13 protein-coding genes and 2 pseudogenes are annotated in these 15457 nt (G+C 65.0%); 11 read left to right on the top strand and 4 right to left on the bottom strand.

The features are described from left to right. Positions 1-228 precede the first annotated feature (228 nt). A pseudogene (locus AC1DS5_RS12690) lies at positions 229-928 on the top strand (IS630 family transposase); the annotation flags it as partial. On the opposite strand, the gene hutG reads toward AC1DS5_RS12690, so the two are convergent. After that, a complete protein-coding gene (hutG, locus tag AC1DS5_RS12685; protein ID WP_477718614.1) occupies positions 909-1754 on the bottom strand; it encodes an N-formylglutamate deformylase in 846 nt (281 codons plus the stop codon). The pseudogene AC1DS5_RS12690 and the gene hutG sit on opposite strands and share 20 nt — an antisense overlap. 22 nt (positions 1755-1776) lie before the next feature. Beyond that, positions 1777-2838 carry a LysR family transcriptional regulator gene (locus tag AC1DS5_RS12680; RefSeq protein ID WP_477718613.1) on the bottom strand — a complete coding sequence of 354 codons (1062 nt, stop codon included), beginning with the start codon at positions 2836-2838 and terminating at the stop codon, positions 1777-1779. Between the two features lie 149 nt (positions 2839-2987). Here AC1DS5_RS12680 and AC1DS5_RS12675 point away from each other — a divergent pair, with 149 nt between their 5' ends. The 5 genes from AC1DS5_RS12675 to AC1DS5_RS12655 are packed head-to-tail and all read left to right on the top strand — an operon-like array spanning position 2988 to position 8367. Continuing rightward, a complete protein-coding gene (locus AC1DS5_RS12675; RefSeq protein WP_477718612.1) occupies positions 2988-4172 on the top strand; it encodes an NAD(P)/FAD-dependent oxidoreductase in 1185 nt (394 codons plus the stop codon). 38 nt (positions 4173-4210) lie between these two features. Then, the gene (locus tag AC1DS5_RS12670; RefSeq protein WP_477718611.1) at positions 4211-4966 is read left to right on the top strand and encodes an electron transfer flavoprotein subunit beta/FixA family protein; all 756 of its coding nucleotides are present in this window, start codon (positions 4211-4213) and stop codon (positions 4964-4966) included. Positions 4967-5012: 46 nt separating this feature from the next. Further along, positions 5013-5990, top strand: a complete 978-nt coding sequence (locus AC1DS5_RS12665) for an electron transfer flavoprotein subunit alpha/FixB family protein (RefSeq protein ID WP_477718610.1) — start codon at positions 5013-5015, stop codon at positions 5988-5990. A 3-nt stretch (positions 5991-5993) separates the two neighbouring features. After that, on the top strand, positions 5994-6605 hold the full coding sequence (locus AC1DS5_RS12660; protein ID WP_477718609.1) for a HutD/Ves family protein: 612 nt from the start codon (positions 5994-5996) through the stop codon (positions 6603-6605). Between the two features lie 55 nt (positions 6606-6660). Next, positions 6661-8367 carry an electron transfer flavoprotein-ubiquinone oxidoreductase gene (locus AC1DS5_RS12655; RefSeq protein WP_477718608.1) on the top strand — a complete coding sequence of 569 codons (1707 nt, stop codon included), beginning with the start codon at positions 6661-6663 and terminating at the stop codon, positions 8365-8367. Between the two features lie 62 nt (positions 8368-8429). Here AC1DS5_RS12655 and AC1DS5_RS12650 read toward each other — a convergent pair whose 3' ends face one another. Beyond that, positions 8430-9032: a helix-turn-helix domain-containing protein gene (locus AC1DS5_RS12650; RefSeq protein WP_477718607.1), complete on the bottom strand. Its 603-nt coding sequence runs from the start codon at positions 9030-9032 to the stop codon at positions 8430-8432. Between the two features lie 161 nt (positions 9033-9193). Between AC1DS5_RS12650 and glnT the strand changes: the two genes are divergently transcribed. The 4 genes from glnT to AC1DS5_RS12630 are packed head-to-tail and all read left to right on the top strand — an operon-like array spanning position 9194 to position 13543. Continuing rightward, positions 9194-10588 (top strand): type III glutamate--ammonia ligase, encoded by a 1395-nt coding sequence (gene glnT / locus AC1DS5_RS12645; protein WP_477718606.1) that lies wholly within the window; start codon positions 9194-9196, stop codon positions 10586-10588. A 12-nt stretch (positions 10589-10600) separates the two neighbouring features. Further along, positions 10601-11509, top strand: coding sequence for a class II glutamine amidotransferase domain-containing protein (locus tag AC1DS5_RS12640; protein ID WP_477718605.1), 909 nt, complete (start codon positions 10601-10603; stop codon positions 11507-11509). Beyond that, a complete protein-coding gene (locus AC1DS5_RS12635; protein WP_477718604.1) occupies positions 11497-12183 on the top strand; it encodes a protein glxC in 687 nt (228 codons plus the stop codon). Before AC1DS5_RS12640 ends, AC1DS5_RS12635 begins: the two co-directional genes overlap by 13 nt. Before the next feature lies 1 nt (position 12184). Then, positions 12185-13543 (top strand): FMN-binding glutamate synthase family protein, encoded by a 1359-nt coding sequence (locus tag AC1DS5_RS12630; RefSeq protein ID WP_477718603.1) that lies wholly within the window; start codon positions 12185-12187, stop codon positions 13541-13543. A 36-nt stretch (positions 13544-13579) separates the two neighbouring features. On the opposite strand, the pseudogene AC1DS5_RS12625 reads toward AC1DS5_RS12630, so the two are convergent. Then, a pseudogene (locus AC1DS5_RS12625) lies at positions 13580-13786 on the bottom strand (IS21 family transposase); the annotation flags it as partial. A gap of 120 nt (positions 13787-13906) precedes the next feature. On the opposite strand from AC1DS5_RS12625, the gene AC1DS5_RS12620 reads away from it, so the two are divergent. Continuing rightward, positions 13907-15295 carry an ammonium transporter gene (locus AC1DS5_RS12620; RefSeq protein ID WP_477718602.1) on the top strand — a complete coding sequence of 463 codons (1389 nt, stop codon included), beginning with the start codon at positions 13907-13909 and terminating at the stop codon, positions 15293-15295. The last annotated feature ends 162 nt before the right edge of the window (positions 15296-15457 follow it).

Genomic DNA, 15457 nt, shown 5'->3' with positions numbered 1-15457 from the left:
TTAGCAAATACAGGCGTGGGGGCGTCGGGCGCCGCTAAAAAGAAGGCTTGGGCAAAGGAGGAGCCTCAGCGCCTGCCTGAAAAACAGGCATTGACCCCCGCCCAACGAGACCCCAAGGACAGGGAAAATGGCCAAATAATGCTGTTTATTGATGTTTCCTAAAAACATGACAACCGCCGAGCAACTCGAGCGTTATGTCTCCCAGGAACGATCCTGGAGAATGTTGGCATGGTGCAAAAGCGATTGAGCGAAGCGGCGAAGAAGCGCTTGCGGGCCGGGCACATGCTGCTGGCGGGCAAGGGCTGCGCGGAAGTGGCATTGGCCGTGGGCGTGGCGCGGCAAACCGTGTACACATGGAAAAGGCTGCTCAATGAGGGCGGCATCGATGCCTTGCGAGCCGTGCCAGAGCGCGGGCGGCCGGCCCAGTTGGATGAGCAGCAGCTGGCGGCTGTGCGAAAAGCCCTGCTGCAAAGCCCGACCGAGCATGGATTCGGAACCGAGTTGTGGACCCTCAAGCGGGTGGGTGCCGTCATCGATCGTATGCACGGCGTGCTCTTTGGCCAGACGCAGGTCTGGCGCATCCTGGGCAGCCTGGGCTTCAGCGCGCAAAAACCCGAAAAGCGCGCCATCGAGCGCGACGAAGAAGCGATGCGGCAGTGGACGCGGCGCACTTGGCCCGCGCTCAAAAAAAGGCCCAGCGAGAAGGCCGGCTGATCGTCTTCATCGACGAATCGGGCATCAGCGAACGCCCAACTCGAGTGCGTACCTGGGCCCCCAAGGGGCAAACCCGCCGCTGCTTGTCATCTGGGATGGCCTGAAGGCGCAACGCAGCCGTCTGGTGCGCGACTACCTGGACAGTCTGAACGGGCACATCCAGATCGCGTTTCTGCCGCCGTACGCACCCGATCTCAATCCGATGGAGTACCTTGCAGGACGCCTCGCAGCGTTCGAACGGCGATTTCTTCTAGCCCGGCGTTGATTAGAACTTGCAATAGAGGCTGAACCTGATGTGCTAGGTCCGGTCTGAATGCAAACGGAAATTCTTCATCCATGTATAGGCTTTGGCACATCTCCAGTTGAATGGCATGAATGCTTTGGTCTGGATTACCGTAATGCCGGGTGATATAGCCCCCCTTGAAGCGGCCGTTCAAAACGTACGAGAAATCATGTGATTTGTTCGGCTCGGTCAGCGGCTTGAGCACGGCCGCCATGATTGATGCTGAGCACGTTGCGCCGGCATTGGTGCCGAAATTGAAGTCCGGCAGCTTGCCTTCGAACAGGCGCGGCAGCACGCTGGCAATGGAGTGCGCTTCCCACAGCAGCACCTGGCCGTGCAAGGCCCGGAGCCGGTCCAGCTCGGCGCGCAGGGCGTCGTGGTAGGGCTGCCAGTAGGCGGCGCGGCGCCGGCTGATCTCGGCGGCATCGGGTTCGCGGCCCGGGGCGTAGAGGGGCACGCCCTTGAAGGTTTCCGTGGGGCACAGGCCCGTGGTGGTCTGCCCGGGGTAGAGGCTTTCGCCGTGGGGCGGGCGGTTCAGGTCGATGGCGTAGCGCGAGACCGTCGCGCCCAGCACCGAGGCGCCCATGTCCTTGGCAAAGGCATAGAGCCTGTCCAGGTGCCAGTCGGTGTCGCTGACGATGCCGGCCTCGGGTGAGAAGGCGGAGGCGATTTCATCCGGCAACAAGGTGCCCAGGTGCGGGATGGAAATCAGCAGCGGGGCATCGCCCTGGTGGAGCGTGAACAATGGGTGGGTCATGGTGGGTGGGCTTAGAACGTGTTTACGATCTCTTTGGGGGTTCAGAAACCAGAATGGCATCGACTGGCAGCTGGGGCATGCTCTTGCGTATCGCGGGCAGCGTGTCGTGGTTGAGCGCGGTTTGGGTGATGCGGACAATGTCGTCGGCCATCGGCGACCATTCTTCTTCACGGCACAGCAGGTAGAAGTCGCGGCGGCCCAGGCCGGCGCCGGGGATGGCCAGCAGATCAACCTGGCCCAGCCAGGCGCGCGATTGCCACAGGCATAGCGGCGTGCTGATGGCCCAGCCCAGACCGGCGGCGACCAGGCTCAGCATGGGGTCGGTGGCATCGAACTCGAAGCGCCTGGGCGCGTCCACGCCCAGGTGGCGCAAAAAGCGTTCGATCTGTTGGCCAATCACGGAGCGCTGGGAGTAGCGGATCAGCGGCAAGTCTCCCGCTATGGCAGCCTTCAGCCCACGGGCTTCGGCCAGTGCCGACGGCGCCGCGCCGCGCGGAAACACGGCCACCCAGCTTTCTGAGAACAGCAGGCGCTCGGTGATGCGGGGGTCCTCCTTCGGGACTTCGGTGCAGATGGCCAGGTCCAGTTCACGCGCCAGCAACTGCTGGTTCAGGCCAGGCGTCAGGCCCGACCAGAGCTGCAACTGCCGCGCCGACCCGGACAGCGCATGCACCAGCGCCGGCCCCACCGTGGCGGCAAAAGAGTCCACACAGCCCAGGCGCAGCTGGGTGTGGTCCAGGCGGATGCTGGCACGCAACTGCTCGGACACGGCGCGGGCGCTGGACAGCAAGCCGTCGGCCATGTCCAACAGCCGTGTGCCGGCGCGCGTGGGGCGAGCCGGGCGCACCTCGCGGTCAAACAGGGTCACGCCATAGTTGCCCTCCAACACGCGGATCATCTGGCTGACGGCACTCTGGGTGATGCCCAGGCGCTGGGCGGCCAGCACCATGGAGCCGGCTTCACACACCGTGACAAACGTTGCCAGCGCCCGTAAATCGGGCAAAACCTGACCGCGCCGCGCGTTGTCGGGCGACGCCGCGGTTGGCGTGGGCAAGGACGAAGAAGGCGGCTGTTGGCTGCGCATGGTGTACCCCGACGATGGTGGTCGCTCCATGGTTGCAAGAGCAACTTATGAAGCAAAACTAATATTTTGAATTAGTTTTCGTTTATCTCCAAAGTGCAGCCGCCGCCCTATTTACGCTTGCAGCTATTCAAACCTCCTGGGAAATTGACATGGAAAACTTCGATGCCATCGTGATCGGTGCTGGCGTGATCGGCAGCTCGGTCGCCTACCATCTGGCGCGCCTGGGGTGCACCAAGGTGCTGGTGCTGGACCGCACGCAAATCGGCGCGGGAACGACCTCGCAGTCCAGTGGCATTCTGCGCACCCACTATTCCGTGATTGAAAACGTGCGCATGGCGCAGGCCTCATGGAGGGTGTTCAATGATTTCGCCAACTACCTAGGCGATGAAGACGCCGCCTCTGGCATGGTCAAGTGCGGCTATGTCATCGCCGCGCCTGAAGGCCCCAAGCTCGCGCCATTGCACGCGGCATTGGAGGCCCAGCAGGCTCAGGGCATCGAAGTACGCTTCCTGGGGCAAAGCGAGGCCCGCAGCCTGTTGCCGATTGCGCGCTTCGACGATGCGGCGCTGATCGGCTACGAGCCCGAAGCCGGCTTTGCCGACGCCTACCTGGTCGCAACCAGTTTTGCGCGCAGCGCCCGCCGGCTGGGCGTGAAGATCAAGGAAGGCGTGGAAGTCCACAAGCTGCTCCTCGAAGGCGGCAAGGTCGCCGGCGTCGAAACCTCGCAGGGCACCTTCCGCAGCGGCACGGTGATCAGCGCGCAGAACATCTGGGCCACCGACATTGAACGCTGGACAGGCATTCCGAGCCCGGTAGTGCCCGAGCGCCACAGCGTGCTCGCCCTCGAGGGCCCTGAGGCCTACACCTTCAAGATGCCGGTCTACAAGGACCTGGGTTCGCCAGGCATGCTGTACTGCCGCAGCTACGGCGGCAAGCAGATGCTGGTCAGCGAGGGCGTTGTGGGCGAAACCCTGCCCAAGCCCGACAACGAGCAGGGCGACATCAGCATGGATTACATGGTGGAAGTCGGCGCCCAGGTGGCCGAGCGTTTCCCCAGCTACGAGACGGCGGGCGTGGCCTCGTCATGGACCGGTGTCTATGACGTGACGCCTGACTGGAACCCGGTGCTGGGCCGCCTGCCCGATGTGCCAGGCTTGGTAGTGGGCTACGGGTTTTCCGGCCATGGCTTCAAACTCTCGCCGGCCGTGGGCCTGGTGCTGGCGCAATCGGCCCTGGGTCTCGCGACCGAGGTCGACATCGCGCCTTACGCACTGGAGCGTTTTCGCACCGGCCAGCAACTGGTCGGCAAGTACGGCCTGGGCGCCGTGTCCTGATCGGCCCTTCCTCCCTTCCTCCTTTCTGAAGTCATCCCATGCACATCCTCGTTCTCGTCAAGCGCGTCGTCGACCACAACATCAAGGTCCGCGTCAAAAGCGATGGCTCGGCCGTCGACACGGCTGGCGTCAAGATGTCCATCAACCCCTTCGATGAGGTCGCGCTGGAGCAGGCCGTGCGCCTGAAGGAGCAGGGCCTCGCCAGCCGCGTGACGGCCGTGACCTGCGGCGCGCCCATCGCGCAGGACGTGCTGCGCACCGCGCTGGCCATGGGGGCCGACGCCGCCATCCTGGTCGATGCGCCCGCCGCGCTCGACCCGCTGGGCGCCGCGCGCCTGTTCCGCGCCCTGGCCGAGCAGGAGGGCGCCGGCCTCATCCTCTGCGGCAAGCAGGCCATCGACGACGACCTCGGCGCCACCGGCCCCATGCTGGCCGCTTTGCTCGACTGGCCGCAGGCCGTCGCCGTGAACCGGCTGGCGATTGAAGCGGACGAGTTGCAGGTCTCCACCGATGCCGATATGGGCGCCGAGCAACTCGCGCTCAGCCTGCCCGCCGTGCTCAGCGTCGACCTGCGCCTGTGCGATCCCCGCAACATCACCTTGCCCGCCATGATGCGGGCGAAAAAAGCCACCATCACCACGCTGCCCGCCGCCTCGCTGGCCGAGAGCGGCCAGCCCTGGGTGCAGCTGCTGGGCGTGGCCGAGCCCGCGGCGCGTGCGCCCGGCGTGCGACTGGCTGGCATGCCCGCGCTGGTCGATCGCCTGCGCGGCCTGCCGGCCTTCCAGGCGGTCTGAACCTTTCGCCCGTCCGCTCATTCGCTGAAATTCCCGGAGTCTTCTGATGAACATCCTCGTCCTGGCGGCCTGCGACGGCCTGCAACTCGACCCCTCTACCGCCCACGTGGTGAAGGCGGCCACACGGCTGGCCGCTATCGCTGATACGCAGGTCCACCTGCTGCTCATCGGCCACGGCCTGACGGCCGCTGCCACCCAGGCCGCGCAGCTGCACGGCGTGGATATGGTGCTCGTGGCCGATGACCCCGCGCTCGCGTCGCCCGGCGCCGAAACCCGCGCCCGCCAACTGGCCGCCATGGCCGCCGGTTATGGCTGGGTGATCGCTGCGCACACCCTGGCCGCGCGCGCCGCGCTGCCGCGTGCGGCGGCCCTGTGCAACGCGGCCTACCTGTCGGATGTGACGCGTGTCGACGGCGACACCCTGGAACGCCCGGCCTATGCCGGCGTCGTGTTGACGCAGGTCCGCTCGACCGCGCTGATGACCTTTCTGACGGTGCGCGCCAGCAGCTTCAAGCCGGTGGGCCACGCCGAATCAGCCGTGGCCATCACCCCGGTGCCCGCCGTGGCGCCGGACACGCGCACACGCCTCCTCAGCCGGGAGGCGGCCGCCAGCACGCGGCCGGACCTCGGCCGGGCGCACATCGTCGTGGCCGGCGGCCGGGGTGTGGGCTCGCGGGAGAGCATGGCCAGGGTCGAGGCGTTGGCCGACTGCCTGGGGGCCGCCGTGGGCGCCTCGCGCGCCGCGGTGGACGCGGGCTTTGCCGCCAACACCGTGCAGATCGGCCAGACCGGCAAGACCATCGCGCCGCAGGTCTATGTGGCGCTGGGCATCTCCGGCGCCATCCAGCACCTGGCCGGCATCAAGGACGCCGACTGCATCGTCGCCGTCAACAAGGACCCGGACGCCCCCATCTTCCAGATCGCCGACTACGGCGTGGTCGGCGACCTCTTCGACGCGCTGCCGGCCCTGCAGGCCGGCCTGCCGGCTGCGCCGGTCGCATCGCTTGCATCGGCCGCGGCCTGAGCCATGAACGTCGCCGCTTTGCCCGCGGGGCTGCGCCGTTTTGCCGTGTCGGACCTGGTGGCCGAGCCCTGGCGCAATGGCGGCGGCCAGACACGGCAGATCGCCGCCTTCGGGACGGGTGATGGCGGCTGGGACTGGCGCGTCAGCCTGGCGGACATCCGCCGCGACGGCCCGTTTTCTGTCTTTGCCGGCATGGATCGCCAGGCGCTGCTGGCCGATGGCCGGCAGCTCACCTTGCGCGCCGATGCCGCTGCCTTGCGGTTCACCCGGCTCGGCGACGGCCATGCCTTCGACGGCGAGCTGGCGCTGGCCACCGAGCTGGGCGAGGGCCCGGTGCGCCTGTTCAATGTGATGACGCGGCGCGGCCAGGCAACGGCCGCCGTCAGCGCCCACCGGAGCAGCGCCGAGCTGTCGCTGGCTGAAAGCGGCGCCCTGGTGGTGCTGGTGGCCTTGGGGGAGTTCAGCCTGTCGTTTCGCGGCACGCGTGCGGCCTCGGCTATCGAGCAGCATGTGGGGCTGGGCGAAGGCCTGCATTTCCATGGCTTGGCGGGCGCCTTGCGCGTGGAGGCGCTCAGCCTCGATGCCTGTCTGCTGGTGGCGCAGCTCAGCCCTTGAACGCCGGCTTGGCGTTGTCGCTTTCTTCCCCCAAAAACAATTCAAGCCCACCCCGATGAACACCGAAGAAATCCTGGCCCAGTTCGGCCCCCGCGAAGCGATGGAATACGACGTGGTCGTGGTGGGCGGCGGCCCCGGCGGCCTGGCCACGGCCATCCGGCTCAAGCAGCTCGCCGCTGAAAAAGGCACGGAGCTTTCCGTCGTCGTGCTCGAAAAAGGCTCCGTGCCCGGCGCGCACATCCTCTCCGGCGCCGTGATGGACCCGAAGGCGCTGACCGAACTCTTCCCCGACTGGAAAGAACTCGGCGCGCCCTTGAACCAGCCCGTCACCGCCGACGAAGTCCTCTTCCTCAGCGAGACCGGCGCCGTCAAGATACCCGACTTCTTCGTGCCCGCGTGCTTCTACAACGAAGGCAACTACGTCATCAGCCTGGGCAACGTCGTGTGCTGGCTCGCGCAGCAGGCCGAGAACCTGGGCGTGGAAATCTTCCCGGGCTTTCCCGCCGCTGAAGTGCTCTACAACGACGACGGTTCCGAAGATGGGGGCTTACCTTCGGTAAAAGGTGTCGCTACCGGCAACCTCGGCATCGGCAAGGACGGCCAGCCCACCGACAATTTCCAGCTCGGCATGGAGCTGCACGGCAAGTACACCGTGTTCGCCGAAGGCGCGCGCGGCCACCTCGGCCGCCAGCTCATCAATCGCTTCAAGCTTGACGAAGGCAAGGATCCGCAGTCCTACGCCCTCGGCGTGAAGGAGCTCTGGGAAATCGATCCGGCCAAACACAAACCCGGCCTCGTGATCCACACGGCCGGCTGGCCCATGGCCAGCGACACCTACGGTGGCGGCTTCATGTACCACCTGGAAGACAACAAGGTCACGCTGGGTTTGGTCACGGGTTTGGATTACACCAATCCCTACCTCAGCCCCTTCGAGGAAATGCAGCGCTGGAAAACGCACCCCAGCATCAAGGCTTATTTGGAGGGCGGCAAGCGCGTCAGCTACGGCGCGCGGGCTATCACCGCGGGCGGCGCGCTCAGCCTGCCCAAGACGGTGTTCCCCGGCGGCGCCCTGGTCGGCTGCGAAGCCGGTTACCTCAACGCCAGCCGCATCAAGGGCAGCCACGCTGCGATCAAGTCCGGCATGCTCTGCGCCGAAGCTGCTTATGACGCCGTCATTGCCGGCCGCCAGCACGACGAACTCGCCGGTTACCCCAAGGCCTACGCCGAGAGCTGGCTGGCCAAAGAGCTGGACCGGTCGCGCAACTTCAAGCAGTGGTTCAAGAAGGGCGTGTATGTCGGCTCATTCATGACCGGCATCGAGCAGTGGCTGCTGCCCAAGCTGGGCATCAAGAGCCCTCCCTGGTCTATCCACCGAACCGAGCCCGACCACGCGCGCCTCAAGCCCGCGGCCGAGTGCAAGTCCATCGCCTATCCCAAGCCGGACAACAGGCTCACCTTCGACCGCCTGAGCTCGGTGTTCGTCTCCAACACCAACCACGAAGAGCACCAGCCCGCGCACCTGACGCTCAAGGATGCGAGCGTGCCGGTGACCATCAACCTGGCGAAATACGCCGGCCCCGAGAGCCGCTACTGCCCGGCGGGCGTCTACGAGTTCGTGAAGAACGCCGACAACACCGACCGCCTGCAGATCAACGCGCAGAACTGCGTGCACTGCAAGACCTGCGACATCAAGGACCCGACGCAGAACATCGTTTGGGTCACGCCCGAAGGTGGCGGCGGGCCGAACTACGCGGGCATGTGAAGCGTCTGGCGCGTAGGCGTTTTGTGCGTTAAATAAAAGAGGCCAGCTTGATGGCCTCTTTTTCATTCCGGGTTGCGCGGATAAATGATGATGGAAAGGAACTTGATCGGGCATTGCGTCAGGTTCTCCGGCCCGTGCGGCACGTCGCCCTGAAAACTCAGCGAGTCGCCCGGCTGCAGCACATAGGTCTGCTGGCCACAGCGGTACTCGATCACACCTTCGAGCATGTACAGGAATTCCGTGCCGGGATGCTGGAAGGTCGGGTAGCGCTGGCTGTCGTCGTCGATGGTGATGAGAAAGGGCTCGAAGAGTTTGACGGGCCCTTGGTCGTATGCCAGAAGGTGGTAGGTGTGCCCGTCTTTGGTGCCCCGACGCACCACTTCCATGCCTGCACCACTTTTGACGTGCTGCGCGGTTGCAGCAGTTGCGTCGTACTTGCTGAACAACATGGACATGGACACGCCAAGCGCGCGTGCAATGCGAGCCAGTGTGTCCATGCCAGCCATGGTGCTGCCGGTCTCTATCTTCGAGAGCATTCCCCTGCTAAGGCCGGCCTGTTCAGCGATCTGGGCGATGGTCAGACCGTCGCGCAGGCGCAGCTGGCGGATGGCCGCGCCGACGGATTCTTCGAGGGAGGGGGGCTGGATTTCAACGGGAGTGGTCATGGTGGGCAGTGCTTTTGAGCAAGTTTAATGCACCAAAAAAATAGTTCGCAGTAGGCATAAATGTTGCATCACAGGAATTAATGCGATAAGCTTCAACCATGGAGCAAGTCGTTCCCCGTAGTGCGTTGCACTATTTTGTTAAGACCCAAGGAGCTTGTTCCATGAAGTCAGATCCCACCTCCCGCCTGGCCGCGCCGGCCGGTACGCTGGTCCCCTCGCCACGCTTCGACACGGTCGAGGCGGCGCAGGCCTATTTGCTTGAGCAGGGCGTCAGCTACGTGCTGGCCCAGTTCGTAGACATCCACGGCGTGGCCAAGGCCAAGTCGGTACCGGTAGCGCATTTGCCTTCCATCATGAAAGAGGGCGCGGGCTTCGCCGGTTTCGCCATCTCCGGCGTCGGCATCGAGCCGCACGGCCCCGACTTCATGGCCAAGGGCGACCTCTCCACCCTGTCGCTGGTGCCTTGGCAACCGGGTCTGGCACGCATGGTTTGCGAAGGCCATGTCGAGAACGAGCCTTGGGCCTTCGACAGCCGCGTGGTGCTGCGCGGCCAGATCGAGCGACTGACGGAACGCGGCTACACGCTCTTCACCGGCCTGGAGCCCGAGTTCTCGCTGCTGCGCCGCGACGACAAGGGTGCGCTCGCACCGTGCGATCCCAGCGACACGCTGGCCAAGCCCTGCTATGACTACAAGGGCTTGTCGCGCACGCGTGCCTTCCTGGAGCGCCTGTCCAACGACTTGCGCGCCGTGGGCATGGACGTCTACCAGATCGACCATGAGGATGCCAACGGCCAGTTCGAGCTGAACTACACCTTCACCGACTGCCTGACCTCGGCCGACCATTTCGTCTTCTTCAAAATGGCGGCGTCGGAGATCGCCAACGACATGGGCCTGCTGTGCTCCTTCATGCCCAAGCCGTTTGCCAACCGTCCCGGCAACGGCATGCACATGCACATGTCCATCGGCGACGGCAAGAGCAACCTGTTTTGCGATAAGAGCGATGCACGCGGCCTCGAACTCTCCGAGCTGGCTTATCACTTTCTCGGCGGCCTGCTGGCGCATGCACCGGCGCTCACCGCGCTGTGCGCGCCCACCGTCAACTCCTACAAGCGCCTGGTGGTTGGTCGCTCGCTCACCGGCGCGACCTGGGCACCCGCCTACATCACCTACGGCGACAACAACCGCTCCAGCATGATCCGCATCCCCAAGGGCCGGCTGGAGCTGCGCCTGCCGGACGGTGCGGCCAATCCCTACCTGGCCACCGCGGCCGTCATCGCCGCGGGCCTCGACGGCGTGGACCGCAAGCTGGACCCGGGCGTGCCGCGCAACACCAACCTCTACGAGTGGAGCGAAAGCGAACTCAGCGAGGCGGGCATCGGCCTGCTGCCGCAGAACCTCGGCCTGGCACTCGACGCCCTGGAAGCTGACACGCTGGTCTGCGATGCGCTGGGCCCGGTCGCCCAGGAATTCCTCAAGCTCAAGCGGATGGAGTGGCTGGAGTATCAGCGTCACGTCTCCGATTGGGAAATCAAGCAATACCTCGAATTCTTTTGAAAGGGAAACGCCATGTGCGGAATAGTTGGACTTTTGGTGAAAACGCCGGCGCTGCGTGAGCAGCTCGGCGAACTCATGGTGCCCATGATGATCGGCATGACCGAGCGCGGCCCCGACTCGGCCGGCCTGGCCGTCTTCACGCCGCCGCTGGCCGATGGCCGCCGCAAGGTCAGCGTGTTCTCCGGCCTGGTCAAGGGTGGTGCTACGTACGACTGGCAGGCCCTCGTCGCCGCGCTGAACGGCGCGTTCGGCGTGAACGCCTCGGTCGAGGCCAAGGGCAACCACGGCATCATCGCCTTCGACGGTTCGCCCGACACGGTCAAGGCCTGGCTGCACGGCTACCAGCCGCTGCTGCAGGTGTTCTCCGCAGGCCAGAGCATCGACCTCTACAAGGACATCGGCACGCCCGCCGAAGTCGCGGCGCGCTACCGCTTCGCCGACTTCAAGGGCAGCCACCTCGTCGGCCACACCCGCATGGCGACCGAGTCCGCTGTAACGGCCGACCGCGCTCATCCGTTCACCGCCGGCGAGGACTTCTGCCTGGTGCACAACGGCTCGCTGTCCAACCCCAACGGCATCCGCCGCATGCTGGCGCCTTACGGCATCCAGTTCGACACCGACAACGACACCGAAGCGGCGACCCGCTTTCTGGAGTGGCGCCTGCGCGAGGGCGACAGCCTGAAGGACGCGCTGCAAAAGGGCTTCGAAGTGCTCGACGGCTTCTACACCTTCCTGATGGGCACGCCCAACGAACTCGCGCTGATCCGCGACCCCTTCGCCTGCAAGCCGGCGGTGGTGGCCGAGACCGATGACTACGTGGCCATCGCATCCGAGTTCCGCTCGCTGGCCCACCTGCCCGGCGTCAAGCACGCCCATGTCTTTGAACCCGCCCCGGAGGAGATGTACGTATGGAAAGCATGAAATTCGACCTCGCAGCCACGCCGCTGCGTGAGGTGAACCAGTTCCTGCACAAGCAGGCCAAGCCCGGCCTGTCGGTGCAGATCGACAACCCCAACGGCGCCCATGCGATTGCAGCCGGCATGAATGCCGACGTCAGCATCACGGTGGAAGGCCATGCCGGCTACTACGCCGCTGGCATGAACCAGATCGCCAACGTCATCATCAACGGCAGCGCCGGCACCGGCGTGGCCGAGAACATGATGAGCGGCAAGGTCCACGTCAAGGGCTTCGCCTCCAACGCCGCCGGTGCCACGGCCCAGGGCGGGCTGCTGGTCATCGACGGTGATGCCGGCCTGCGCTGCGCGATCTCGCTCAAGGGCGCGGATGTGGTGGTGGGCGGCTCGGTAGGCAGCTTCTCGGCCTTTATGGCGCAAGCCGGCAACCTGGTGGTGCTCGGCGACGCCGGCGAAGCGCTGGGCGACTCGCTCTACGAAGCCCGCATCTTCGTGCGCGGGAAGGTCAAGAGCTTGGGCTCCGACTGCGAGCAAAAAACCATGGGCGAGGCCGAGCGCAGCATCCTGGCCGACCTGCTGGCCAAGGCCGGCCATACCGACGTGGACACCGGCGCCTTCAGGCTTTTCGGGTCTGCCCGCACTCTCTACAACTTCCATGTTGACAACGCAGGAGCCTACTGACATGAACGCACCCATTTCCGCCCAGACGCTGGCCGCGCCCGTCGCCGCACAGACTCCGCCGCGCTTTTCGGCAACCTTCGATCCGGCCACGCTGGCCGAGATTCGCCGTGCTGCAGCCACCGGCATCTATGACATTCGGGGCGGCGGCACTAAACGCAAGCTGCCGCACTTTGACGACCTGCTGTTCCTTGGTGCGTCGATCAGCCGCTATCCACTCGAAGGCTACCGCGAGAAGTGCGGCACCGACGTGGTCCTGGGCACGCGCTTTGCCAAGAAGCCCATCCACCTCAAGACGCCGGTCACCATCGCCGGCATGAGCTTCGGCGCGCTGTCGGCCCAGGCCAAGGAAGCCCTGGGCCGCGGCGCCAGCCTGGTCGGCACCAGCACCACAACCGGCGACGGCGGCATGACGCAGGAAGAGCGCGGTCAGTCCAAGACCCTGGTCTACCAGTACCTGCCGTCGCGCTACGGCATGAACCCCGACGACCTGCGCAAGGCCGACGCCATCGAGGTCGTGATCGGGCAGGGCGCCAAGCCGGGCGGCGGCGGCATGCTGCTGGGCCAGAAGATCAGCCCGCGCGTGGCCAAGATGCGCTGCCTGCCCGAGGGCATCGACCAGCGCTCGGCCTGCCGCCATCCGGACTGGACCGGCCCGGACGACCTGGAGATCAAGATCCTCGAGCTGCGCGAAATCACCGACTGGGAAAAACCCATCTACGTGAAGGTCGGCGCGACGCGCCCCTACTACGACGTGGCCCTGGCGGTGAAGGCCGGCGCCGACGTCGTGGTGCTCGACGGCATGCAGGGCGGCACGGCCGCGACGCAGGAGGTCTTCATCGAACACGTCGGCATTCCCATCCTGGCGGCCATCCGGCCGGCGGTGAAGGCGCTGCAGGACCTGGGCATGCACCGCAAGGTGCAGCTCATCGTCTCGGGCGGCATCCGCAACGGCGCCGACGTGGCCAAGGCTCTGGCGCTGGGCGCCGACGCGGTAGCCATCGGCACCGCCGCGCTGGTGGCCCTGGGCGACAACGACCCGCGCTGGCAGGACGAGTACGCCCGGCTGGGCACCGTGGCCGGCGCCTACGACGACTGGCATGAGGGCAAGGACCCGGCCGGTATTACCACGCAGGACCCGGGCCTGGCTTCGCGCCTGGACCCGGTGCAGGCGGGGCGCCGCCTGGCCAACTACCTGTCGGTGCTGACGATGGAAGCCCAGATCATTGCGCGGGCCTGCGGCAAGTCCCACCTGCACAATCTGGAGCCCGAAGACCTGTGCGCGCTGACCCTGGAGGCCTCTGCCATGACGCAGATTCCCATGGCTGGCACGAGCTGGTACCCGGGCGTTCAGGGCTTCTGAACGGTAGTGCGTCGGGTCATCTGGCGGTCGTTGAACATTGAGCTCAATGAACGAGCCGAAGCGCCGCATGGCGGCTTCGGTCCAGATGCGCCGACGGCTGTCCTGCACGTTCTCCTCGACCACGCCTTTTTTCCAGCCCGGGGCGACGTTGCAGAAGTCGGGGTCGAACAGGTAATGGCAGACCATAGCGCCAAAGCGAGCGTTGACGTTACGCGGCTTGCCGCGTCGCACCCTGGCCACGGCAGCATAGCTACAAACATGCGCAAGTTGAATGAGATGATCGAAAAGTTCCTGTCAGGAAAAACTGGCATGGACGTTGCTGAAGGTCCTGCGCACTTTTTCAACCCTTAAAGGACTTTTGCCATGAAAAGATTTCCTGCGGCGCTTGCCATATGCAGCGCCTTCGTTCTCAGCTCGGTCGCCTACGCGGCCGACGCTGCGCCACTGCCCAACAAGGGCGATACCAGTTGGATGATTGTTGCAACCTTGCTGGTCATCATGATGGCCGTGCCCGGCCTGCCCCTGTTTTATGGCGGCATGGTGCGCACGAAGAACATGCTTTCGGTAATGATGCAGGTCATGGTGACCTTCGCTCTGCTGGGCGTGTTGTGGTGCCTGTATGGTTACAGCCTGGCTTTTACCGAAGGCAACGCCTTCTTTGGGGGCTTCGACCGTGCGTTTCTCAAGGGTGTCACGCCCGACAGCGTGATCGCCACGTTCAGCAAGGGCGTGGTGATTCCGGAATTCATCTACATCGCCTTCCAGATGACGTTTGCGGCCATTACGCCCACCCTCATCATCGGATCGCTGGCCGAGCGCGTGAAGTTCTCGGCAGTGCTCGCCTTCATGGTGTTGTGGTTCACCTTCAGCTACCTGCCTATTGCCCACATGGTGTGGTACTGGGCCGGCCCTGACGCTTACACCAGCGCCGAAGTGGCCGACAAAGTCGGCGCCACAGCAGGCTTCCTGTTCCAGAAAGGTGCCATCGACTTCGCGGGCGGCACGGTTGTGCACATCAACGCGGCAATGGCTGGCATCGTGGGCGCTTTCCTGATTGGCAAGCGCGTCGGTTTCAACAAGGAACCCATGACACCGCACAGCCTGACGATGACAATGATCGGCGCCTCACTGCTGTGGGTGGGCTGGTTCGGCTTTAACGTCGGCTCCAATCTGGAGGCGAGCGGCACGGCGACCCTGGCATTCGTCAACACGTTCCTGGCCACCTGCGCGGCCACCGTATCGTGGGTCTTTGCGGAATGGATCCGCAAGGGCAAACCCTCCATGCTGGGTGCGGCATCTGGTGCGATTGCCGGCCTGGTGGCCATTACGCCCGCCTGCGGCTATGTTGGCGCCATGGGCGGCCTGGTGATCGGCTTGCTGGCCGGTTTGGCCTGCTTCTGGGGCGTTACGGGGCTCAAGCGCATGCTGGGCGCGGATGACAGCCTGGATGTGTTCGGCGTGCACGGCGTGGGCGGCATTCTGGGCGCCTTGCTCACCGGCGTATTCGTGTCGCCCAAGCTGGGCGGTACCGGCGTCTACGACTACGTGGCCAACAAGGTCGCCGACTTCGACATGACGACCCAGCTCATCAGCCAATTGTGGGGCGTGGGTGTGTCGATCGTCTGGTCGGGCGTGGTGTCGTTCATCGCCTTCAAGCTGGTCGATATGACCATCGGCTTGCGCGTCACGGAAGACGAAGAGCGCGAAGGCTTGGATATCGCCTCGCACGGCGAAAAGGCCTACGACCACTGAGCCGGAATTCGCAGATTCTGTGGCCAAGGCCCTGGCGCTGGGCGCCGACGCGGTAGCCAGGATGGCCGTCAAGGCATGGATCGTGCTTAAGTATTATGGTATTCCATAATATTAGAAGACGGTAAGGGTGGTTAAATCCACGCCACAGGGCTTCTGAAAGCC

The sequence above is a fragment of the Polaromonas sp. P4_H1 genome, from assembly GCF_056400945.1.
Note: the sequence above shows the minus strand (reverse complement) of the source record. Positions and strands in the feature narration are given on the sequence as shown.

Bases quoted from the DNA above. Each gene is read 5' to 3' on its own strand.
- hutG (WP_477718614.1), bottom strand. From the start codon at position 1,754: ATGACCCACCCATTGTTCACGCTCCACCAGGGCGATGCCCCGCTGCTG.
- AC1DS5_RS12680 (WP_477718613.1), bottom strand. From the start codon at position 2,838: ATGCGCAGCCAACAGCCGCCTTCTTCGTCCTTGCCCACGCCAACCGCG.
- AC1DS5_RS12675 (WP_477718612.1), top strand. From the start codon at position 2,988: ATGGAAAACTTCGATGCCATCGTGATCGGTGCTGGCGTGATCGGCAGC.
- AC1DS5_RS12670 (WP_477718611.1), top strand. From the start codon at position 4,211: ATGCACATCCTCGTTCTCGTCAAGCGCGTCGTCGACCACAACATCAAG.
- AC1DS5_RS12665 (WP_477718610.1), top strand. From the start codon at position 5,013: ATGAACATCCTCGTCCTGGCGGCCTGCGACGGCCTGCAACTCGACCCC.
- AC1DS5_RS12660 (WP_477718609.1), top strand. From the start codon at position 5,994: ATGAACGTCGCCGCTTTGCCCGCGGGGCTGCGCCGTTTTGCCGTGTCG.
- AC1DS5_RS12655 (WP_477718608.1), top strand. From the start codon at position 6,661: ATGAACACCGAAGAAATCCTGGCCCAGTTCGGCCCCCGCGAAGCGATG.
- AC1DS5_RS12650 (WP_477718607.1), bottom strand. From the start codon at position 9,032: ATGACCACTCCCGTTGAAATCCAGCCCCCCTCCCTCGAAGAATCCGTC.
- glnT (WP_477718606.1), top strand. From the start codon at position 9,194: ATGAAGTCAGATCCCACCTCCCGCCTGGCCGCGCCGGCCGGTACGCTG.
- AC1DS5_RS12640 (WP_477718605.1), top strand. From the start codon at position 10,601: ATGTGCGGAATAGTTGGACTTTTGGTGAAAACGCCGGCGCTGCGTGAG.
- AC1DS5_RS12635 (WP_477718604.1), top strand. From the start codon at position 11,497: ATGGAAAGCATGAAATTCGACCTCGCAGCCACGCCGCTGCGTGAGGTG.
- AC1DS5_RS12630 (WP_477718603.1), top strand. From the start codon at position 12,185: ATGAACGCACCCATTTCCGCCCAGACGCTGGCCGCGCCCGTCGCCGCA.
- AC1DS5_RS12620 (WP_477718602.1), top strand. From the start codon at position 13,907: ATGAAAAGATTTCCTGCGGCGCTTGCCATATGCAGCGCCTTCGTTCTC.